Source organism: Pseudoclavibacter sp. JSM 162008 (assembly GCF_041366455.1).
Lineage (GTDB): Bacteria > Actinomycetota > Actinomycetes > Actinomycetales > Microbacteriaceae > Pseudoclavibacter.
This window is the reverse complement of sequence record NZ_JBEWYX010000006.1, coordinates 112,609-133,500: the sequence shown is the minus strand read 5'-3', so window position 1 is coordinate 133,500 and position 20,892 is coordinate 112,609. Positions and strand designations below refer to the sequence as shown.

The following is a 20,892-nucleotide window of genomic DNA, read 5'->3' as shown; positions in this document are numbered from 1 at the left end:
GCCAACAGGCTGAGAGTTGAGTGGGAGCGACTCAAGTCTCTGTGTTTATGCGACCCTGATCACCAGCCGCTCGATCAGCTCCTCAGAACCCACATCGAAGACGCTTGTCAGGTCGACCCGGCCACCGGGGAAGTCCCCCTCGAGGCGCTCCGTCACCGACACGCGTGGCCCATTCGACGAGGTGTCCAGGAGGGTCGCGGTGAACGTGAACGCCGTCGAGACCTCTCGGCGCCAGCGTGTGATCTCTGTTCTCCCGCGGAACTCCTCCCCGTTGTCGAAGCGAGGATGTGCGTGTGCCCGCATCCATGACCATCGGCGATTTCAGCAGGGCCACCCGGCTCAGCGCGAAGGCGCTGCGCTTCTACCACCGGGTGGGGCTGCTCGAGCCCGCCGCCGTCGACCCGGTGACGAGCTACCGGCGGTACGACCCGGCGCAGATCGAGGATGCGCGCATGATCCACCAGCTCCGCGCGCTCGACATGCCCCTCGATGACGTCAGACGCGCGCTCGAGGCGAAGGACGTGAGGTTGCGCCGCACCGCGCTCACCGGCCACCTCGCGCGACTCGAGCGGCGCCTCGACGAGACGCGGACTGCAGTCACCTCCCTGCGCGCACTGCTAGAACCGCCGACGACGAACCCCGTCGAGGTCCGCGACGTGCCCGCCCAGGAAGTGCTGATCATCCGAGACAGCATTGCGCTTCCCGACCTGGGCGGCTGGTTCACGACGACGCGGCGACACCTCGACGACGCCGCCGCCGCGGCCGGCATCAAGCCTTCCGGTGCGCTCAGCGGACTGTGGTCGACCGAGCTCTTCCTCGACGAGGCCGGCGAAGGGGCGCTCTTCTACCCGGTCGACGGCGTCGGCACCGTCACCGCGCCCCCTCCCACACGGACCCGTCCCCCCGGGCCGAGCCTGGCGTCCATCGAGACCCTGCCCGCGACACGGTTCGCGGTGATCGTGCACGAGGGCGACGACGAGACGATCGGCAACGCCTACGCCGCACTAGGCGCCCACGTGGCGACGCTCGGCGAGAGCACGCCTGGAGCACTCCGCGAGACCTACCGCGGCGGAGCGCCTTCAGACGCGGGAACAACAGAGATCGGCTGGCCGATCCGGTAACGCCACGTCAGGTTTCGGCGCGGAGCGTCACCGAGCGACCGCCCCGAGCCCACTATGACGCGATTCCTGGACGCCGCCCGGGCTTCCTGCCCCGTACTTCTACGACACCTGGCCCGCGCAGTAGGCGCAGGGCGGCGGCCCGGAACCGGGAAGGCACATTCCTCCGCCTCACGGCTCGTGGAACGTCACCGGGAAGTCCGCGATGTGCAGGCCGGATGCGCCGATCCTGCTTTCGATCGCGGCGTGCTGGGCGGCGGGCGCGGTGACGTTCACGTGGCCTCGGCCACCCATCGGCGCGCTCCCGCCGTCTGCCCAGAAGGCCTCGACCTCGTGATCTTCGGCGAGGTCGGTGAGCAGCGCGAGGTAGGGCTCCTGCTGCCCGGGCAGGATCGTGGCACCGAGCGTCGTGGAGTTGATCTCGACCTCCCTGTCGGGGTCCAAGCCCGCGGCGGCAAGCAGCGCCCCGACGTTCTGGACGAGCGGCAGCAGGTGGAGGTAGCCGTCCCTGGTCTCCTCGATGGAGACGAGGGCGAAGCGCCCGTTCTCCCAGATCGCCGGCTGCACGGCCATGTCGGGCGCGATCTCGTCGAGCTCGTCGACGAGCGACACGCCGTCGAAGCCGAAGTCAGGGCAGGTGCCTCCTGACAGCGCTCGCCCAGAGGAGTCGGTCTGGCTGTGCAGCGACATCACGCCGCCCGCGGCGGCGGGCACCTCGAGCGACCAGCTGACACCCTCGGGATGCGCCGACGCGCAGAGCTCGTCGAGCAGGGCGGGTAGGTGCTCCTGCTCGACGTCGAGCTCGATCCGCGAGATGGGGTCGACGAAGATCGGCGCTTCAACCCACCGTTGTCCCGATACCTCGGTCACGCCCGGGATCGCCTCGACCTGCTCGACGAGGGCATCGAACTCCGCACTCGGACGGTCGAAGCGGGTCTCGTCGACCATCCAGCTGAAGAGCGTCGCGGCGCCGAGCAGGACGCCGAAGAGCGCGATCACGAGGGCGGCGAGCCACACCCGAGTCCTGAGTCGCATGTGCTGCCTCCCGTCCGCAGCCGCGCGCACGCTCCGACCGCTTTCCGGGCCAGGGTGCCACGCGCAGGTCACAGTGCGGTTCACGGCAGACGAACGGCGAGCGAACTCAACCGGCCAGGACCTCGCGCAGGCTGTTCCCCTCCGCGCCGCCTCACGCGCATAGAATCCGCGCATGGCACACCCCGGCCGCGCCGACGAAGGCGCACCCTCCCCCAGCGACCCGACTCCGAGCGGGCGGGTCGAGACCGTCGACGGCGGCGCCGCCGTCACGCCGAAGGAGCTGAAGAAGCGCGCGACCGCCTGGGCGCTGTGGGACGTCGGCAACTCCGCCTTCCAGGCCGTCGTCGTCACCTTCGTCTTCGCCACGTACCTCGCGAGCGATCTCTTCATCGACCCGCAGGTCGCGGCGCTGGGCGAGGCGAACCCGCTCGACCCGCAGTATCTGGCCGCTCAGGCCGCATCCACCAACGTCATCGCCAACCTGAGCACGGTCGCGGGCCTGCTCGTCGCCCTCATCGCACCCGTGCTCGGGCAGCGCTCCGACGGGTCGGGGAGGCGAAAGCTGTGGCTGGGCATCTTCACCGGCATCACCGTGCTCATCATGCTGTCCATGTTCTTCATCCAGCCCGGCGAGGAGTACTTGTTCTGGGGCGCGCTGCTGCTCGCAGTCGGCACGATCTTCGCCGAGCTGAGCGGCGTCAACTACAACGCGATGCTGTCGCAGGTGTCGACGCCCAAGAACGTGGGCCGCATCTCGGGCATCGGCTGGGGCCTCGGCTACCTGGGCAGCATCGTGCTGCTCGTGCTCCTGCTAGTGCTGTTCATCCAGTCGTTCGGCGCGGAAGGCCGGAACGGCGTCCTCGGGGTGCCGAGCGGGGCGGATGGGGGCGCGCTGGACATCCGCTTCGCGATCGTGCTCGCCGCTGTCTGGTACGTGGTCTTCGCGTTGCCCGTCATGTTCAAGGTGCCCGAGATCCCGAAGGACGAGACCCGCCCCAAGGTGAGCTTCTTCGCGTCGTATGGCGTGCTGTTCCGCGTCATCGGGAAGCTCGCGAAGAGCGACCCGAAGCTCCTCCTCTTCCTCGCCGCGAGCGCCGTGTTCCGCGACGGGCTGCAGGCGATCTTCGCGTTCGGCGCGATCCTCGCGGCACAGGTGTACGGCTTCGCGCCCAGCGAGGTCATCTACTTCGCGGTCGCCGCGAACCTCGTCGCCGGCCTCGGCACGCTCGCCGCTGGCTGGTTCGACGACCGCTTCGGCCCGAAGCTCGTGATCATGGCGTCGCTCGTCTCGCTCACGGCGTTCTCGGTCGTGCTCCTCTTCCTCCCATCCGAGAAGACGGTGTTCTGGATCTTCGGACTCGCCCTCTGCCTCTTCGTCGGGCCAGCGCAGGCCGCGAGCCGCTCCTACCTGTCCCGCGCGACCCCTCCCGGCCGCGAGGGCGAGCTGTTCGGCCTCTACGCCACCACGAACCGGGTCGCGAGCTTCATCACCCCCGCCCTGTTCAGCCTCTTCGTGTTCCTCTCCGGCAACCCGAAGATGGGCATCATCGGCATCGGCATCGTCCTCGCCGTGGGATTCCTCATGATGCTGCCCGTGCCGAGCAAGGTGAAGCAGGCGAGCGCGTAGCGGCCCGCTCTGCGACTGTTACCCCCAAGGCCGGGCTCGCTGGCGGAATGTCGGTGGTGCGGACGACACTTGATGCCATGACGCACGAGACGAACGGCACCGCAGCGCAGCTCCCCACGACCCTCCTCGGCGATGGCCTCGTGACGACCGTGCAGGGGTACGGCGCCATGAGCCTCAGCGACGCGTACGGTCCCATCGACGACGAGCAGGCGCTGCGCACGCTTCGGCACGCGGTGGATGCGGGCATCACGTTCATCGACACGGCCAACATCTACGGCGACGGCCGCAGCGAGCGCACCATCGCCAAGATCTTCCCGGGGCAGCGCGAGCGCATCCAGCTCGCCACGAAGTTCGGCATCACGAAGGGCGACGGGGTTGGCAAGCGGGGTGTGCGCGGCGACCGCGAGCACGTCCGCGAGCAGGTCGAGCTTTCCCTCAAGCGCCTCGGCACCGACTACATCGACCTCTACTACCAGCACCGAGTCGACCCGAACGTGCCCATCGAGGACACGGTCGGCTTCGTCGCCGAGCTCGTCGCCGAGGGCAAGGTGCGGCACATCGGCCTGAGCGAGCCGACGGGAGCCGAGATCATCCGCGCCGCGGCCGTGCACCCCATCGCGGCCATCCAGAGCGAGTACAGCATCTTCAGCCGCGACCTCGAGCGCCACGTCATCCCCGCCATCCGCGAGGTCGGCGCCGGCTTCGTGCCCTACTCCCCCGTCAGCCGCGGCCTGCTCACCGACTCGTGGGCCGACCTCACCGCCGAGAAGCCCAACGTGCGAGCCAACTTCCCCCGCTTCTTCGCAGAGAACCTGCCAGCGAACCGCGCCCTCGCCGGCGAGGTCGCGGCCGTCGCGCAGCAGCTCACCGAGCAGCACGACCGCCATGTCTCCGTCGCCGAGGTCGCCCTCGCGTGGGTCTCCGCGAAGTCGGCCGAGTTCGGGGTACGGGTCTCCCCGATCCCGGGAACCCGCAGCCCCGAGCGCATCGACGAGAACCTGCGGGCCATCGGCCTCGACCTGGCCGGCGAGCAGCTGCTCCGACTCGACTCGATCGCCGAGCGCGTCGTCGGGAACCGCTCGGCAGATCCCGCCTGGACGTCCCAGGGCCGCGAAGAGGCGGCGCTCGCGGCATCCTGATCCGGGCTTATCCCCAGCTTTCCGAGTTGCAGGCAAACGAAGTGCAACTAGAATCTCCCCTCATGGAAGACCCTCCCAGTCATAGTCCCAAGCCTCTTGACGTTCCGGCCGCATCTTCGGCCGCCACAGTCTGGAGGCACCACGCATGAACGAATGGGTGATGCTCGGCATCGGCCTCGTTCTCACAGTAGGAACCGGGTTGTTCGTCGCGAGTGAATTCGCGCTCGTCAACCTCGACCGAAACGATCTCGAAAACCGGCAGAGCCGCGGAGAGAAACGACTCGGGCCAACCATCAAGGCCCTGAAGATCACGTCGACACACCTCTCCAGCGCGCAGCTCGGAATCACGCTCACGACCCTGCTCACGGGATACACGTTCGAGCCGGCCGTCAGCTCCCTCCTCGCAGAGCCCCTCGAGGGCCTCGGGGTAGCCGAGGGCCTCGTGCCCGTCGTCGGAGCCATCGTCGGCATCGTCCTCGCGACGCTGTTCTCGATGATCATCGGCGAGCTGGTCCCCAAGAACTTCGCGCTCGCCCTCCCACGGGCGACGGCGAAGGTCGTCATCCCGTTCCAGGCGCTCTTCACGACGGTGTTCAAGCCCGTGATCCTGCTCCTGAACAACACGGCGAACGCCATCATCCGCTCCATGGGCATCGAGCCCAAGGAGGAGCTCTCCGGTGCCAGAAGCGCCGACGAGCTCTCCTACCTCATCCGGCACTCCGCGCTCTCCGGGCTCCTCGAAGAAGACGACGCAGCACTGCTGCGACGCACCCTCAAGTTCTCCGAGCACGACGCGTCCGACGTCATGACACCCCGCGTGCGCATGGCGAGCGTCGAAGTCGACGACACGGCGCAGGCGATCATCGCCCTCGCCATCGAGACCGGGTTCTCCCGGTTCCCCGTCGTCGACGGGACGCCCGACAACATCACGGGCTTCGTGCACGCGAAGCAGGCGTTCGCGGTGCCCGTCGAGACACACGGCGAGGTCACGGCCGGCCAGCTGCAGACCGAGGCGCTGCGCGTGCCGGAGTCGATGGGCGCCTCCGCCCTGCTGACCCTGCTGCGCGCCGAGCGACACCAAGTCGCCGTCGTCGTGGATGAACACGGCGGCACCGCAGGCATCGTCACCCTCGAGGACCTCGTCGAGGAGATCGTCGGCGAACTCGAAGACGAACACGACCGGCACCAGACCGGGTTCATCCGGCGCGGCCGCTCGGTCACGTTCGACGCCTCCTGGCGTCCCGACGAGGTGCTCGACCGCCTCGCGATCGAAGTTCCGGAGGACGGCGACTACGACACCGTCGGCGGCTTCATCACCGACACCCTCGAGCGCCTTCCCGAACTGGGCGATGAGGTCGAGATCGAGGCCGGCACCCTGCGCGTCGAGCGCATCGACGGCACCCGCATCGTGCGGGTCCGCTACCTGCCGAACGAGCCAGACGGAGACCAGAGCCTCATGAGCAATCAGGAGCTCGCTCACGACAGAGCGCACGAGCGAGTCAAGGAGGCGATGATCAATGAGTGAGTACCTGCCAGGAATCCTGTGGCTGTTCGTCCTCCTCATCGGCAACGCCTTCTTCGTCGGCGCCGAGTTCGCGGTCATCTCCGCGAAGCGGTCGCAGATCGAGCCCCTTGCTGAGCGGGGCAGCCGCGCCGCCAAGACGACCCTCTGGGCGATGGAGCACGCAACGCTCATGCTGGCGACCAGCCAGCTCGGCATCACCGTCTGCTCGCTGCTCATCCTGAACGTCTCCGAGCCGGCCATCCACCACCTCCTCGAGATCCCGCTCGGGCTCACCGCGCTGTCGGCCGAGCTCATCAGCGTGATCGCGTTCGCGGTGGCGCTTGTGCTCGTCACGTTCCTCCACGTCGTGTTCGGCGAGATGATCCCAAAGAACCTCGCGTTCTCGGTGCCGGACCGCGCCTCCCTCCTGCTCGCCCCGCCGCTCGTCGTGGTCTCCAAGATCTTCAACCCGATCATCTGGAGCCTCAACACGATCGCGAACGGCGTGCTGCGCCTCTTCAAGGTCGAGCCGAAGGACGAAGCGACGAGTACCTACACCCTCGAGGAAGTGGCCGGAATCGTCGAGCAGTCGACCCGAGAGGGAACACTGAACGACGCGTCGGGCACGCTCGCGGGCGCGTTCGAGTTCACCGAGAAGCGGGTCAGCGACGTGGATGTGCCGATCGCCGAGATGGTGCTCCTGCCTGCGGGCGCGCGCCCCATCGACGTGCAGAAAGCCGTCGCCGAGCACGGCTTCTCGCGCTACGTCGTCACCGACGAGCGCGGTGAGCCGACGAGCTACATCCACATGAAGGACGTCATGGACCTCATGGCCCCGGACGTGTTCACGGCCCCGATCCCGCAGAAGCGACTGCGGAGCCTCGTCTCCGTGTCGCGGGATGCGGAACTCGAGGACGCAATGGCGGTGCTCCGTGACCGCGGGGCGCACGTCGCGAAGGCCCTCGACTCCGAGGGCAACGTGACCGGCCTCCTGTTCCTCGAGGACGTCCTCGAGGTGCTGGTCGGCGAGGTCAACGCGACCGCCGCTGCGAACTAGCCGACACGGTCGAGACCAGCTCGGGGATGCCCCCGCCCGGAAACGGGCGGGGGCATCCTTGGTTTCCGGGTGCAGCTGTAGGCGCATCCGGCACCTGCCTGTCGTCGCTCGTTGACAGTGCACATGGCGAAACGAGAGGGTTGTACCGTGCAGCCCTCCCCGCAGACCGTCCAGACCACCACCACTGCAAGCGGGCGGGAGAAGCTCTCGGTCGGTGTCTTCCTCGCTCTGGCCTTCGGCCTGCCGTGGCTCGTGACCCTGCCCCTGTGGTTGGGCGACGGTCTCGCGAACCCATGGTTCCCGGTCATCTCGGTCGCCATGATGATGACGCCGGCCATCGCGGCGCTCGTCGCGGTCTTCGCCGTCGAGCGCCCGGCGAGGCCATGGCGCGCGCTCGGGATCGTGTCGCTGAAGCCCGTCGGACGGCTCATCGCCTACCTTGCGCTCGCCGTCGTCGTCCCGGTGGCGCTCGTGTTCGTCGCGCTGCCCATCGGCGCCCTGTTCGGCGTCTACTCGATGGACCTCGTGAACTTCTCCGGCTTCCAGGCGATGCTCGACGAGCAGCTCGCAGCCGAGGGGGTCGGCAATCTGGAGCTCCCCATCCCGGTCGCCGTGCTCGTGCTGCTGCAGCTCGCGAGCATCCCGCTCGGGGCGTTCCTCAACCTGATCCCCGCCCTCGGCGAGGAGCTGGGCTGGCGCGGCTGGCTGCTCCCGAAGCTCCTCCGGTTGGGTACCGTTCCCGCGCTCCTCATCTCGGGGGTCATCTGGGGCGTCTGGCACGCGCCGCTGATCCTGCTCGGCTACAACTACGTGGATGCGCCGGGCTGGCTCGCGCTGGCCATGATGACGGGGATGTGCATCCTGGTCGGGGCCGTGTTCGCGTGGCTGCGCATCCGCTCGGAGTCGGTGTGGCCGGCGGCCCTCGCGCACGGGGCGTTCAACGCCGCCGCCGGCTCGTACCTGCTCTTCGCTGCGGCTGGCGAAGAGGTCGACACGACGCAGGCCACGATCCTCGGCTGGACGGGGTGGATCGTGCCGCTGATCTTCGTCAGCGTGCTGCTCGCGACGAAGCAGTTCGCGCCGCCGAAGCCCGCCGAAGCGCTCGCGGGCCGGCGTGGGCCGCAGGCGACGGCCGCTTCGTCAACCCCCTGACGAAGTTCAGGCCATTTCTGCTTTGATGCCGCCACGAGGATGCATCCGCGGTGAGCACACGCGAATCGCCAAGCGGATGTCTGGGGGAAGGGGACATCGATGGAGACATTCGGCATCGAGGAGGAGGCGATGCTCGTCGACCCGCGCACGCTCGAGCCGAGGCCAGCCTCCGCACAAGTGCTCGAGGGGCTCCGCCACGATGGGCGCCTTCGCTCCCTCGTCACCCGCGAGTTCCTCAACTCGCAGGTCGAGTACTGCTCGCCCGTGCTCCGGTCGGCGCGGGAGGCGCACACGCACCTCAACGCCTACCGAGAGGCACTCAACTCGGCCGCCGATCATGCCAGGGTCGCACCCTGGCACGGGGCGGTGCCGTTTGTCCCCGGTGAGCCGCACGCAACCGAGACAGCCAGGTACGGGGAGCTCGCGAGCGAGTACCGGGGCCTCGTGCGGGAGCACCAGATCAACGCCATCCACGTGCACGTGGGGATCTCCTCACGTGAAGAGGGTGTGCGGATCATGAACGCCGTGCGCGGCTGGACGCCGGTGCTGCTCGCGTTGAGCACCAATTCGCCGCACTGGCGTGGAGAGGATTCTGGGTTCGACAGCTGGCGCACCATCCAGATGCGGCGTTGGACCACTCACGACTGCCCTCCGGTGTTCGTCGATGCCGAGGACTATCGGCAACGAATGGAGCGTCTTGTCGGGGTTGGAGGAACGATCGATGCTGGCTCGGTGGCGTGGAACATGCGTCTCTCCGCGAACCACCCGACGATCGAGTTCCGGGTCTTCGACGCGCAGCTCGAGACGCGCGAGACGGTGCTGCTTGCGTTGATCTGCCGGGCCTTGGTCACGGCGACTGAGGACGGCGAGGCCGGTGGCGCCCTCGCCGACCTGCCTCCCGAGCTGCTCGAGGCGTCGCTCTGGCAGGCCGCCCGTGATGGGATCGACGCACGGCTCCTGAACCCGGTGACGGGCGAGCTGGCGGGGGCCCGCGCGGTCGCGGATGCCCTGCTCTCCCACGTCGGTCCTGCCGCGGATGCGTTCGGGGACGGCGACGAGATCCGCTCGGGCGTTGACCGTCTCTTCCGCTTCGGGACGGGAGCCGCGCGGCAACGGCAGACATACCAGGAAGGCGGCATCGAAGCTCTGCGTGCCCTCCACGCGGCCGTCTGAGCGGATCGGCCACGCCGAGGGAGCAGACTGGGTGGATGCCTCCGACCACTCCCCCTGCCAAGGTTCAGCGCACCTCGCTCCCCAGGACGATCGCGCGCGTCGTCCTCGGTGGGTTCCTGCTGTTTGCCGGCATCGCGCATCTGAGCTTCGCCCGCGAGGAGTTCCAGGCGCAGGTGCCGACCTGGCTGCCGCTCGATGCGGACTTCGTGGTGCTCGCATCCGGTGTCGTCGAGGTGCTGCTCGGGCTGGCGCTCATCGCGGCCTGGCGATGGCGGGTCGCGGTCGGCTTCACCGTCGCGGCGTTCTTCGTTGCCGTCTTCCCCGGCAACATCTCTCAGTACGTGACGGGGACGGATGCGTTCGGGCTCGACACCGACGCGGCCCGGCTCATCCGCCTCCCGTTCCAGGTGCTGCTCATCGGGCTGGCGCTCTGGTCGACCGGCGCGTGGCGCGACCGTCGCGAACTGCTCGAGCCGTTCCGCCGGGGACGGATGCTCTAGATTTCTCCTATGACAGATCCCGGCAGCGCAGCCTCGCCCGCCACCGGAAACTCCGGGGTCGCCCCGCTGCTCGTGCTCGGCAAGATCACGGACATCCTCGACAGCTTCACGCTCGAGTCGCCGTCGCTGTCACTCGCGGAGATCAGGTCGAGGACCGGGCTCCCGACCTCGACCACGCAGCGTCTCGTCACGAACCTCGTCGCGCAGGGCTTCCTCGACCGCGACGACGATCGCTTCCGGATCGGGCTGAAGATGGCGTACTGGTCGGCGCCTGCCGTGAGAGGCATCAAGGCCATCGACCTGCTCGCGCCATTGCTCCGCGAGCTGCGGCAGGCGACCGGGGAGAGCGCGACGCTGTTCAGGGCGGACGACGACTACCGCGTCTGCATCGCCGTCGACGAGACCCGCCACGAGCTGAAGCAGGATGTGCACGTCGGCAAGGTCGCGCCGCTCACGGTCGGTTCCGCGGGACGGGTCCTTCTCGCCTGGAACGATGACCTGCGCGAGAGCATCCTCGCCCGCCCCATCCCGGACCTCGCGGCGAGCACCATCACCGACCCGGCCGAGCTGCGAGGGGTGCTCGATCAGACGCGACGGGACGGGTTCGCGATCACGCGCAACGAGCGCATCGACGGGCTCGTCGGCCTTGCGGCCCCGGTGTTCGAGCCGAGCGGGCGGGTGCGCATGGCCATGGGCGTGAGCGGGCCCGCCGCGCGCATCAAGCCGCACATGCTCGAGGAGTGGGCCCCGATGCTCGTCGAGACGGCCGAACGCGCGACTCGCCTGATCGGCGGGCGCGCCCCCGCCACCGGCTGACAGCGGGCGCTCGGCTGGCAGCCGTCAGAGCGAGGCCGGCACGACCCATTCGAACGCGGGAGCCTTCGAACGGGCGCCCTGCCTCGCCTTGGAACGGTTCGGCTCGCCGAGGTCGTCGAGCAGCGCCTCCGACTCGCGGACGATCTGGGCGAACGCCGCCGGGGTGAGCCACTCGGGGCGCATCGCGAAGAGCAGGTCCTCCGTGGCCGTGTTGCCGCTGGCACCCGGAGCGAAGGGGCAGCCGCCGAGGCCGCCCAGCGCCCCGTCGACGATGCTGGCCCCCGCGAGCACCGCGGCGATCGAGTTCGTGACGCCGGCACCCCACGTGTCGTGCCCGTGGAAGACGATCTCGCGCTGCGGGGTCTCGGTCGCGACCCGCGAGATGAGCGACGACACTTGCCCGGGATGCGCCTGCCCGAGGGTGTCGCAGATCACGATGTCCGCAGCGCCCTCGGCGCGGGGGTCGTTGGCGATCTGTATGACCCGGTCTGGGTCGACCTGCCCATCGAACGGGCATGTGAAGGAGGTGGCGAGGCACAGCTGGATGCGCCCGCCGGCCTCACGGGTGAGGGCGACGGCGTCCGGCATGGCGGCGAGGCTCGTGTCGGTGGTGCGGCCGATGTTCGCCTGGTTGTGGGCATCGGAGACGGAGAGGCAGTACTGGAAGTTCTTCGCGCCGGCTGCCGCGGCCTTCTCGATGTGCCGCGGGGTCGCGACCCACACCCAGCTGCGCTCGAGCTCCTCCGGCGTGAGCGCCTCGATCACCTCGAGCGTGTTGGCCATGGGCGGGACGAGGTCGCCGCGCGCCATCGAGCCGATCTCGAGCTCTGGCACGCCGGCGGCGAGGAGCTCGCGAGCGAGGGCGACCTTGCGGTCCGTCGACAGCAGCTTGCCGGTGAGCTGCAGGCCGTCCCGCAGCGTGACGTCGCGCAGGCGTGCGTCGGTGGTCGGGTTCTGGCTCATCGTGTCTCCACCTTGCTGTCGTCGTCGAGCTGGGTCTTGGTGTCGTCGAGCTGCCCCCGCGGCGCGAGGCCGGCGTAGGCGGCGAGCACCGCCTCGGTGTCCTGGCCCAGCTGGGGCGCGAGGGTGCGGATGGGGAGGGACGCGCCGCCGAGGACCGGGACGATGCCGGGGAACCCGACCCCCTCGACCGTCTGCTCGCCGTCGGCCACGTCGAACTTCTGGATCATGTCGCGGGCCGCGTACTGCGGGCTCTCGCTGATGTCCTCGGCCGTGTAGATGGGGCCGGATGGGACGCCCGCGTCGTCGAGGATGTCGAGGACCTCGTCGGCCGGCATCGTCGCCGTCCACGCGCCGATCGCCGCGTCGAGCTCGTCGCGGCGCTCCCAGCGGAGGTTATTCGTCGCGAGCCCAGGGTCGCCCGCGAGGTCGCGGCGGCCGATGATGCCCATGAAGCGCACGAAGATCGCATCCGCGTTGCCGGCGATGACGACGCTCTTGCCGTCTGCGCACACGTAGGCGTTCGTGGGGGCGATCCCCTCCATTCGTCCGCCGACCCGCTCGCGGACCACGCCGTGGGCCTGGTAGTCGGGAATGAGGGACTCCATCATCGAGAACATGGCCTCGTTGAGGGCCACGTCGATGACCCGCTCCTCGAGCGGCGCTGGCCCGAGGCCGGCCCCGCGGCGCTGCTCGCGCTGGAACATCGCCATCATCACGCCGTAGGCGGCGTACACGCCCGCGATGGAGTCGCCGATGGAGACGCCGACACGCACCGGGGCGCGGTCCGGGTCGCCGACGAGGTTCCTGAACCCGCCCATCGCCTCGGCGACCGCCGCGAACCCGGGCCTGCTCGAGAGCGGGCCCGTCTGCCCGAACGCGGAGATACGGCCGATGACGATGCCGGGGTTGATCTCGTCGAGCACGTCGGGACCGATGCCCCACCGCTCGATCGTGCCGGGCCGGAAGTTCTCGAGGATGACGTCGCAGTCGGCGGCGAGCGCGCGCACCGTATCCCTCCCCTCCTCCGTGCGGAGGTCGAGCGTGATCGACTTCTTGTTGCGGTTGATGGTGTGGAACAGCATCGACGTCGTCGAACCGGGGTGCAGGCGCCACGAGCGCAGCTCGTCTCCCGTTCCGGGGCGTTCGACCTTGATGACCTCGGCGCCGAAGTCGGCGAGCATCCGCCCTGCCGTGGGGGCCGCGATGAAGTTCCCGAGCTCGAGCACGCGGACTCCCTTGAGCGGGGCGATCTTGGCGTTGGTGTGCATGTCGGTCCTTTCCGGACTGGTGATCGGTCGGAGCGTGCGGGTCAGATGAAGATGCTGAGGACAAGCGTCACCAGCAGCGCGACGACCGAGGCGACGGAGACACCGACGGTGCACGTCTTCAGTGTGCCTCGTGTCGTCTGGCCGAGCAGCGACTGGAGGAGCCAGAACGTGTTGCTCGTGACGTGCACGGCGAACAGGGAGCCGGCACCGGCAGCGAGGGCGATGAGGATCGGGTCGAGCCCGATCACCGAGGAGATGGGAGCGAGGATGCCTGCCGCGGTGATCGCGGAGATCGTGACCGAGCCGACGGCGACGTGCAGCACGGCGGCGATGGCCCAGACGATGAGGAGCGGCGCGAAGCTGTGCGCGCCGAACGCCTGCCCGAGGATGTCGCCGAGCCCGGTCGCCGCGACGGTCGCGGCGAGCGCGCCGCCGACGCCCGTGAGGATGAGGATCTGGCCGCTTTCACGGAAGCCCGCGACGACCGACTTCTCGACGGCCTTGACGCCGACCGTGAGCCTGCCGATGACGCTCGTGCCGAGCACCGCGAGGAGCAGCGCGAAGACCGGGTCGGTGATGAGGACCAGCGCGTCGATCTCGATGCCGGCGATCTGCAGGATCGCGCCAGTGGCGATGAGCGCCAGGCAGAGCAGCAGCGGGGAGAAGAGCAGGATCAGCTTGGGCTCGGATGTGGTGGTGCGCTCGGCGACCGCGACGCCGCGGGGCACACCGCCGACCTTGCTGAGTCGGTCGCCGACGGGGATGTTCTCGGTCTTGAGCGGTCCGACGGGCTCGGGGGAACCGTCGATGCTGTCGTCCGCCGCATCTTCCCCTTCGACGGGCTGCGTCTCGTCGAGCTTCTCCTTCCAGAAGCCGATGCGGAACAGCAGCGTCATGATGAAGATCGAGATGACGATGGTCGGCACGATCACGATGAGGCCGAAGAGCAGCATCTGGCCGAGGGGAACGCCGAGCACGCCGGCGAGCGCGAGGGCGGCGACGCCCGGCACCATGAAGACGATGCCGCACTCGAGGCCGATGGCGAGGGCGGTCGCGATGCGCGGTGTGCCGTGCTTGCCGATGAGCGGCGCCATCTTGCGGGCCAGCGGGGCGGAGATGACGAGGAGCACGTCGAGGAAGATCGACTGGAGCACGGTGCCGATCGTGAGCCCCATTGCATACGGCAGCCCCTTGGGGCCGAAGATGCGCAGCAGGTGCGAGACGAGGCGCTGGATGGCGTTCATCTCGCTGAGCATCGAGCCGAGCAGCACGCCGAAGGTGATGAGGAGGCCGACCTCGGCCATGATCTCGCCGAAGCCGCCGGTGATGGTCCCGATCGTGTCGGTCGGCGAGTTCCCCGTCGCGAGCCCGAGGTAGAGGGAGCCGATGACCAGCGCGACCGCCGGGTTCAGGCGGAAGCGGGTGATGAGCACGACGACGCCGAGGATGGCGATCGCGGTGTGGATGATGGTGATGATCTCTGACGTCATTGTCGTCCAATCGAGGTTCTGGTCTCGCGCGGTGCCCCGGCCGGGTCGAGGCGGAGCGGATGGGGGCTTGGCCTGGGTCCGCGTCTGGCTTACATTATGTGCATGAACTCATTATGTAAGCAAGGGTCCACATCGTGATCCAGGAACCGAGGGTCAGCATCTCGGTGCCGACACCGGCACTCGCAGCGCACATCGCGCAGCTCGACCTCGCCGACCGCGTGGAGTGCATCACCTGGGACCTGACGACGCCGTCACCCTCTGCGCACATCGACCTCGTGGTCCTCCCCTACCAGCAGGACCCCCGCCTCGTCGCGAACCTCGGGGCAACGACAACCCGGCTCGTCCAGGCGCAGACCATCGGCTACGAGGACATCGTCGCGCACCTGCCGCCCGGGCACACGGTCGCCAACGCGCGCTCAGTGCACGAGGCCTCGACGGCGGAGCTCGCGCTCGGCCTCGCGCTCGCCTCGCTGCGACGCTTCCCGGAGTACTCGATCGCGGCCCAGGGCGGGCGGTGGCAGCAGCTCCCCGGTCAGAGCCTCGCCGACCACACCGTCGCCATCGTGGGCTACGGCGGCGTCGGTCAGGCCATCGAGAAGCGCCTCGACGGCTTCGAGGCGCGAGTGCTCCGCTTCGCGCGCACCGCACGCGCCGGCGGTCCGGGCGGGGAGGGCCTCGTGCATCCCATCTCGAGCCTGCGTCGCCTGCTGCCGGAGATCGACGTCGTGATCCTCACGGTTCCTCTCACGGAAGAGACCAGGCACCTCGTCGACGACGTCTTCCTCGCGGCCATGCGACCCGGCGCGCTGCTCGTGAACGTCGCGCGGGGCCCGGTCGTCGACACGGACGCGCTCGTCCGCGCGCTCGAGACCGGCCACATCCGCGCCGCCCTCGACGTCACCAACCCGGAGCCGCTGCCGCCAGAGCACCCGCTGTGGGGGCTCGACGGCGTGCTCATCACGCCGCACGTCGGGGGCGCCTCCTCGGCCATGCACCCCCGCATGGTCGCGCTCATCGAACGGCAGCTCCGTGCGCTCCTGAACGGGGAGAGGCCCGAGAACATCGTGGCGTCGAGATGACGCGCAGCTGACCGCCGAGCGCCGCGCCGGCTCCGCCCCTAGCGCCAGCGCGGCGCGAGGAAGCCGAGCGCGACGAGCTCGCGCACGTCGGGGACCAGGCTCTCGCGCAGCGCCTCCTCCTCGACGTCGACGAGCGAGGCGATGGCGGTGACGATCTGCGACCCGACCAGCTCGCCGTCGCACACCGACACGAAACCCGTGAGCTCGGTCGACATCGACATCGTGCGGCGGAACCCGGCACCCTGGCGGAGCATGATGATGCTCGGGTCCTCGTCGCCCGGCCGCGAATGACGCTCCTCGGTGACGTCGCCCGCGACCACCAGCGGCTCGTCGAACAGCTCGGCGTCGTCGAGGCCGCGCAGCCAGGTGATGGCCTCGAAGCCGTCGCGGATGTGCTCGGCAAGCGGGTGCCCGAGGGCGTGCGTGAGGTGCTCGAAGCGGCGAAGCGGACCGCCGACGGCCCCCTCGTGCGTGCGGCGGAGGAAGAACATGCCCATGCCGATGCGCTCGACGTCGCGGCTCGCGAAGTCCTGCAGGTAGCGGCGGAACGCATGCTGCCAGCTCGACAGCTCGGCGTTCTCGGCCGCGTCCTTCAGCCACATGTCGGCGTACTCGACGGGCGTCGCGTCCTCGCGCTGCACGACCCACAGGTCGACGTCGCCCGCTGGCCATGTCTCGATGCGCGAGTGCCAGGTCGCGTCACCCTCGCGCACCTCCCAGTTGCCGAGCATGCACGCGACGCCACCGGGTGCGAGCACCGTGCCGAGCTCGCGGACGAGTCCCTCGACGATGCTGTCGCCAGGCTTGCCGCCGTCGCGGTACGTGTACTGGTCGCTGCCTTCCTCGCCCTCGCGGCGGGGAGTGATGACAAACGGCGGGTTCGAGACGAACAGGTCGAACTGCTCGCCGGCGACGGGCTCGAGCATGTTGCCGAGGCGCAGGCTCACGCGGTCGTCGAGGCCGCCTGGCGTGATGCCGAGGGCCGCGGCGTTGAGCAGCAGGTTGAACTTCGCGAAGGCGAGGGCGCGCTCGGAGATGTCGGTCGCCACGACGTGCCGGGTGTGCGCGAGCAGGTGCATCGTCTGCACGCCCATGCCGACGCCGAGGTCGAGCGCGCGGGCCACCGGCTCGCGCGGGGTGAGCTGCGCGAGCAGGGTCGTCGCCGGCCCGATGCCGACGACGTGGTCGCGGCGCAGCGGCTGGTCGCGGCCGAGCTGCACCCCACCGAGGTCGGAGGCGACCCACATCTCGACGCTGCCGTTCACGCCCTCGCTCGCGTACGGGCGCACATCGACAAGCGCGGTCACGAGCTCGTCGGCGAGCTCCTCGCCGGACGCACCGCCGCTCGCATCCCCCGGCGCCACACGCGGCAGGCGTTCGACGAGCCGGGCCGCCAGCAGCTCTTCGAGGGCCGGCACGTCGCCCGCCTCGACGGGCTCTGCCAGCACGAACAGGCGGATGAGCGCTGCAAGCGCGTCGTCTGGCTCACGCGACAGCGCGAACGATGCGGGCTCGAGCAGGTCCCGGTGCAGCGCATCCGCCGCCTCCCCACCGAGGCGCGACTCGACGCCGTCGACCGTGAAGCCGACCTCGGCGAACGTCACCGCGAGCGCGCGGAGGAGCGCCTCGTCGGTGCTGTCGGGAGCGTCGCTCGGGTCGTCGAAGGTGAAGGCGTCTCGAGAGGAGGCTGAGCTGGCATGGCGCGCGTGGGAAGTCACCCGTCAATTATGCGGATGCGCACCGACAGTCGCGTGCGACGCCCGACCAGCCGAGTCGCGCGACTCCCAGGCAGCGGGGTCCCGGAGCTCGGCGAGCGCCTCGATGGTGCGGATGCGCACCTCGACGTCGTGCGTCGTGGCGGCCAGGAGCACTTCGTCCGCGCCCGTCCGCTCGACGAGCCGGTCGATGCCATCAGCCACCATCTCGGGCGTCCCGACCAGTTGCGTGCCGGTCGTCGCGTCGAAGAGCGAGCGGTCCTGCATGCGCGCGGCGTACGCCGCGGCGCCGTCTGGCGTGAGGACACGGGTGGGTCGGCCGAAGCGGATCTGATGCATCGCGGCCCGGCTCGGGAGCGCGAGGCGAGTGGCCTCCTCGACGGTGTCGGCGGAGATCGCGGAGACCGACACCATGAAGTGCGGCTCTGCCAGCACCGGAGACGGCACGAAGTGCTCGCGGTAGTGGTCTGCCGCGGCCTTCGGGTCGGCGTGCATCGCGAAGTGGTGGGCGAAGGTGTACGGCAGACCGAAGGCGGCAGCGAGCTCGGCCCCGTAGAGGCTCGAGCCGAGCAGCCAGATCTCGGGGTGGGTGGCGGCGCCCGGCGTCACGCGGAGACGGTTGAGCACCTCGCGATCGTGCTCGTCGCGCACATCGCCGAGGAATCCCATCAGCTCGAGCACGTCGTTCGGGAACTCGTCGACGCGGTCACGCGACAGATCGCGGCGCAGGGCGGCGGCCGTGAACGGGTCGGTACCGGGGGCACGCCCCAATCCGAGGTCGATGCGCCCGGGGTAGACGGACTCGAGGGCCGCGAACTGCTCGGCGACCACGAAGGGGGCGTGGTTGGGCAGCATCACGCCACCCGACCCGAGGCGGATGCGGCTGGTCCCCGCTCCGAGGGCCGCCAGCAGCACCGGAGGGGTGGTCGAGGCGACGAGCTCCGTGTTGTGGTGCTCGGCGACCCAGTACCGGTGGTACCCCAGCTCGTCGGCACGCTGCACGAGGCGACGTGATGCGGCGATCGCGTCGGCGCTCGTCTGCCCCTCGGAGACCGGGATGAGGTCGAGCACGGAGAGCTTGGTCGTTCCTGGCATGGCAAGGGCAACGTGCGCCATCCCGCCGCTATTCCTGGATGGCTTCGGCAGCCTCCAGGGGAGAACTCCCCGTCACCTGGGTTTTCGGCCAGTTCGCGGCCTGACTGATGGTGGCCCTGCGTAGCATGACCAGGGACGGCATACCCAGCGTGCCGAAGGAGACCCCATGATTCGACATCGTCGCCGACCGCGGGCGCTGCTCGCGAGCATCGGCGCGCTTGCCGCGGTCGTGTTGCTCGCGGGGTGCTCCGTGAGCGCAACTGCCGTCCCGTCTGCCAACGGCTACGACGCGGTGGACGCCCCCATTGAGGGGGGAACGGTCAGCCTGCGCGACTCGTTCGAGTCGTCGCCCCAGGAGTCCCACGACTTCTGGTCGGACCCCGACATGTTCAAGAACGCCGAGGGCTTCGACTACACCTCTCCAGACAACGGCATCACGGTGGGCGTCGGCGACCCCGCGACGGGCGCGTTCGTGGCTCCGACGGCGGCGGTGCCCGCAGCGGAGTCGCCGAACGGCTACGGCGACGTCACCGAGGCTGTGCCGTTCGACCGGGCCGGGCTCGGCGCATCCACCTTCGGTCGCCTCTACATGTCGTTCGCGAGCGGCCTCGCCGTCTGCTCGGCGACGGTCGTGAACTCGGGTGAGCGCAACATCGTCGTCACCGCGGCGCACTGCCTCGTCGACTTCGAGAGCAACAAGGCCGTCGCGACCAACGTCGTCTTCATCCCCGGCGACCGCGGCGACGGCGCCGAGCAGCCATACGGGCGCTGGGCGGCCACCGACTACAGCATCCCGCAGCACTTCCTCGACAACGCCAACTACGGCGACCAGGGCGTGTACGGCGACGGATGGAACAACGACTTCGCGTTCCTGGTCATGGAGGAGAAGGACGGGCAACGCATCCAGGACGTGACGGGCGGCCAGGGCATCGCGTTCGGCGTGCCCGCCAAGGCGATCACGCAGGTCGGCTACCCGAGCGCGAGCCCCTACGACGGGTCGGAGGAGTACATGTGCGCCTCCAGCCAGTGGAAGGAAGGCTCGGCGGGTGGCTACACGCACATGTGCAGCATGACGCCTGGAGGATCCGGCGGGGCCTGGCTCGTCTACTACGACAAGGTCGTCGGCGCCGGTTACGTCGCCGCGACGTCGTCGACTGTCCTCTCGTCCGCGAATCCCCCGTTCCGCTGGGAGGGTTCGGTGCTCGGCCAGACCGCACTCTCGCTGTACGACGAGCTCGGGGGGTCCTGATGCGCACGCAGCGGCTGGTGGCGGGCGCGACGGCGCTGCTCGTCGGGCTGGTGCTGACGGGATGCGCGACGACGACGCCCACGGCGGTCGCGAACCACGAGGCGAAACTCGAGTACCACGCCTACACGGGCGCTGAGCTGCTCGGCGACTCGCTCGTCGAGGGTCTCGCCGGGGTCGAGAACTTCTCGGCGACCGCTTACACGCACGGCAAGGCCTCGACGGGGGCGACGCTCAGCACGCAGCACGAGACGACCGTGGTCGGCGCGTCCTACGTCACGAAGGAATCGACGGCCGAGCCGGGAACGTCGATCGACGAGGTCCACATGGCCGGCAGCGGGTTCACGTACTACCTCTTCGGCAGCGCGTACACGACGGTCGTGGCGACGCCGTGGGCTCGGCTGCCGATGGGCGACCTCGACCGGGCGAACGACCCTCAGCGCACGTGCATCCTCGGCACCGTCATCTTCATGTGCAATCTCGTCGAGGCGTGGCAGCTCTCGAAGGAGAGCAACGGCGAGGAGCTGCCCGAGAAGCTCGAGGTCTCCGCTGACGGCAGCAAGCACTTCACGTCCGCGGTCACCTTCGACTCCCTGGAAGCGGCGGGGCTGTACACGCTGGGCGATGACCTGCGCTCGCAGTTGAGCGAGGACGAGCTCGGCACGCTCCTCCCCCTGCACGTGTGGGTGGGCACCGACGGCATCATCCAGAAGATCGAGGTCAACGGCACGATGGACGCGGCGTCCCTCGACGTGGAGGTGCAGTTCGGCTTCGAGATCACGGGAACGCCGACCGCCGACGATCTGCCGGACGACCCGGCGTCGCTCGCGCCGCAGTACGTGACGAACGTCACCGCAGACCAGGCCAGTGCCTTCTGGGATGCCATCGGAAACGCAAGGACCGGCTAGGGGTTGG

Annotated in this window: 19 protein-coding genes; 12 read left to right on the top strand and 7 right to left on the bottom strand. The window is 69.4% G+C overall.

Annotation, left to right across the window (positions count from 1 at the left end):
* Positions 1-45: 45 nt before the first annotated feature.
* Positions 46-303: a hypothetical protein gene (locus tag ABVF28_RS07080; RefSeq protein WP_371029968.1), complete on the bottom strand. Its 258-nt coding sequence runs from the start codon at positions 301-303 to the stop codon at positions 46-48.
* Between ABVF28_RS07080 and ABVF28_RS07075 the strand changes: the two genes are divergently transcribed.
* The gene (locus ABVF28_RS07075; RefSeq protein ID WP_371029967.1) at positions 294-1,121 is read left to right on the top strand and encodes a MerR family transcriptional regulator; all 828 of its coding nucleotides are present in this window, start codon (positions 294-296) and stop codon (positions 1,119-1,121) included. The genes ABVF28_RS07080 and ABVF28_RS07075 overlap by 10 nt on opposite strands.
* 168 nt (positions 1,122-1,289) lie before the next feature.
* Here ABVF28_RS07075 and ABVF28_RS07070 read toward each other — a convergent pair whose 3' ends face one another.
* Complete coding sequence (locus ABVF28_RS07070) at positions 1,290-2,153, bottom strand: hypothetical protein (protein WP_371029966.1); 864 nt, start codon at positions 2,151-2,153, stop codon at positions 1,290-1,292.
* A 172-nt stretch (positions 2,154-2,325) separates the two neighbouring features.
* On the opposite strand from ABVF28_RS07070, the gene ABVF28_RS07065 reads away from it, so the two are divergent.
* From ABVF28_RS07065 to ABVF28_RS07030, 8 genes are all read left to right on the top strand, one after another.
* On the top strand, positions 2,326-3,780 hold the full coding sequence (locus ABVF28_RS07065) for an MFS transporter (protein ID WP_371029965.1): 1,455 nt from the start codon (positions 2,326-2,328) through the stop codon (positions 3,778-3,780).
* 77 nt (positions 3,781-3,857) lie between these two features.
* Positions 3,858-4,919, top strand: coding sequence for an aldo/keto reductase (locus tag ABVF28_RS07060; protein ID WP_371029964.1), 1,062 nt, complete (start codon positions 3,858-3,860; stop codon positions 4,917-4,919).
* 145 nt (positions 4,920-5,064) lie between these two features.
* A complete protein-coding gene (locus ABVF28_RS07055; RefSeq protein WP_371029963.1) occupies positions 5,065-6,444 on the top strand; it encodes a hemolysin family protein in 1,380 nt (459 codons plus the stop codon).
* Entirely contained in the window at positions 6,437-7,480 is a 1,044-nt protein-coding gene (locus ABVF28_RS07050; protein ID WP_211891366.1) for a hemolysin family protein, read from the top strand. Before ABVF28_RS07055 ends, ABVF28_RS07050 begins: the two co-directional genes overlap by 8 nt.
* A gap of 147 nt (positions 7,481-7,627) precedes the next feature.
* Positions 7,628-8,632, top strand: coding sequence for a lysostaphin resistance A-like protein (locus tag ABVF28_RS07045; RefSeq protein ID WP_371029962.1), 1,005 nt, complete (start codon positions 7,628-7,630; stop codon positions 8,630-8,632).
* A 99-nt stretch (positions 8,633-8,731) separates the two neighbouring features.
* Positions 8,732-9,805, top strand: a complete 1,074-nt coding sequence (locus ABVF28_RS07040; RefSeq protein WP_371029961.1) for a YbdK family carboxylate-amine ligase — start codon at positions 8,732-8,734, stop codon at positions 9,803-9,805.
* A gap of 35 nt (positions 9,806-9,840) precedes the next feature.
* Positions 9,841-10,305, top strand: coding sequence for a hypothetical protein (locus tag ABVF28_RS07035; protein ID WP_371029960.1), 465 nt, complete (start codon positions 9,841-9,843; stop codon positions 10,303-10,305).
* A 9-nt stretch (positions 10,306-10,314) separates the two neighbouring features.
* The gene (locus ABVF28_RS07030) at positions 10,315-11,121 is read left to right on the top strand and encodes an IclR family transcriptional regulator (protein WP_371029959.1); all 807 of its coding nucleotides are present in this window, start codon (positions 10,315-10,317) and stop codon (positions 11,119-11,121) included.
* 24 nt (positions 11,122-11,145) lie between these two features.
* On the opposite strand, the gene ABVF28_RS07025 is transcribed toward ABVF28_RS07030, so the two are convergent.
* From ABVF28_RS07025 to ABVF28_RS07015, 3 genes are read right to left on the bottom strand one after another with little or no spacing between them, the layout of a single operon-like run.
* Positions 11,146-12,084: a hydroxymethylglutaryl-CoA lyase gene (locus ABVF28_RS07025; RefSeq protein WP_371029958.1), complete on the bottom strand. Its 939-nt coding sequence runs from the start codon at positions 12,082-12,084 to the stop codon at positions 11,146-11,148.
* Entirely contained in the window at positions 12,081-13,352 is a 1,272-nt protein-coding gene (locus ABVF28_RS07020; protein WP_371029957.1) for a CaiB/BaiF CoA transferase family protein, read from the bottom strand. Before ABVF28_RS07020 ends, ABVF28_RS07025 begins: the two co-directional genes overlap by 4 nt.
* A 41-nt stretch (positions 13,353-13,393) precedes the next feature.
* On the bottom strand, positions 13,394-14,842 hold the full coding sequence (locus ABVF28_RS07015) for a GntP family permease (protein WP_371029956.1): 1,449 nt from the start codon (positions 14,840-14,842) through the stop codon (positions 13,394-13,396).
* 134 nt (positions 14,843-14,976) lie between these two features.
* Here ABVF28_RS07015 and ABVF28_RS07010 point away from each other — a divergent pair, with 134 nt between their 5' ends.
* A complete protein-coding gene (locus tag ABVF28_RS07010; protein ID WP_371029955.1) occupies positions 14,977-15,921 on the top strand; it encodes an NAD(P)-dependent oxidoreductase in 945 nt (314 codons plus the stop codon).
* Between the two features lie 38 nt (positions 15,922-15,959).
* On the opposite strand, the gene ABVF28_RS07005 is transcribed toward ABVF28_RS07010, so the two are convergent.
* Positions 15,960-17,639 (bottom strand): methyltransferase, encoded by a 1,680-nt coding sequence (locus tag ABVF28_RS07005; protein ID WP_371029954.1) that lies wholly within the window; start codon positions 17,637-17,639, stop codon positions 15,960-15,962.
* A 3-nt stretch (positions 17,640-17,642) separates the two neighbouring features.
* The gene (locus ABVF28_RS07000) at positions 17,643-18,731 is read right to left on the bottom strand and encodes an LLM class flavin-dependent oxidoreductase (protein WP_371029953.1); all 1,089 of its coding nucleotides are present in this window, start codon (positions 18,729-18,731) and stop codon (positions 17,643-17,645) included.
* Positions 18,732-18,897: 166 nt separating this feature from the next.
* On the opposite strand from ABVF28_RS07000, the gene ABVF28_RS06995 reads away from it, so the two are divergent.
* Positions 18,898-19,980: a serine protease gene (locus ABVF28_RS06995; protein ID WP_179555614.1), complete on the top strand. Its 1,083-nt coding sequence runs from the start codon at positions 18,898-18,900 to the stop codon at positions 19,978-19,980.
* Positions 19,980-20,885 carry a hypothetical protein gene (locus ABVF28_RS06990; protein ID WP_371029952.1) on the top strand — a complete coding sequence of 302 codons (906 nt, stop codon included), beginning with the start codon at positions 19,980-19,982 and terminating at the stop codon, positions 20,883-20,885. Before ABVF28_RS06995 ends, ABVF28_RS06990 begins: the two co-directional genes overlap by 1 nt.
* Positions 20,886-20,892: the final 7 nt, after the last annotated feature.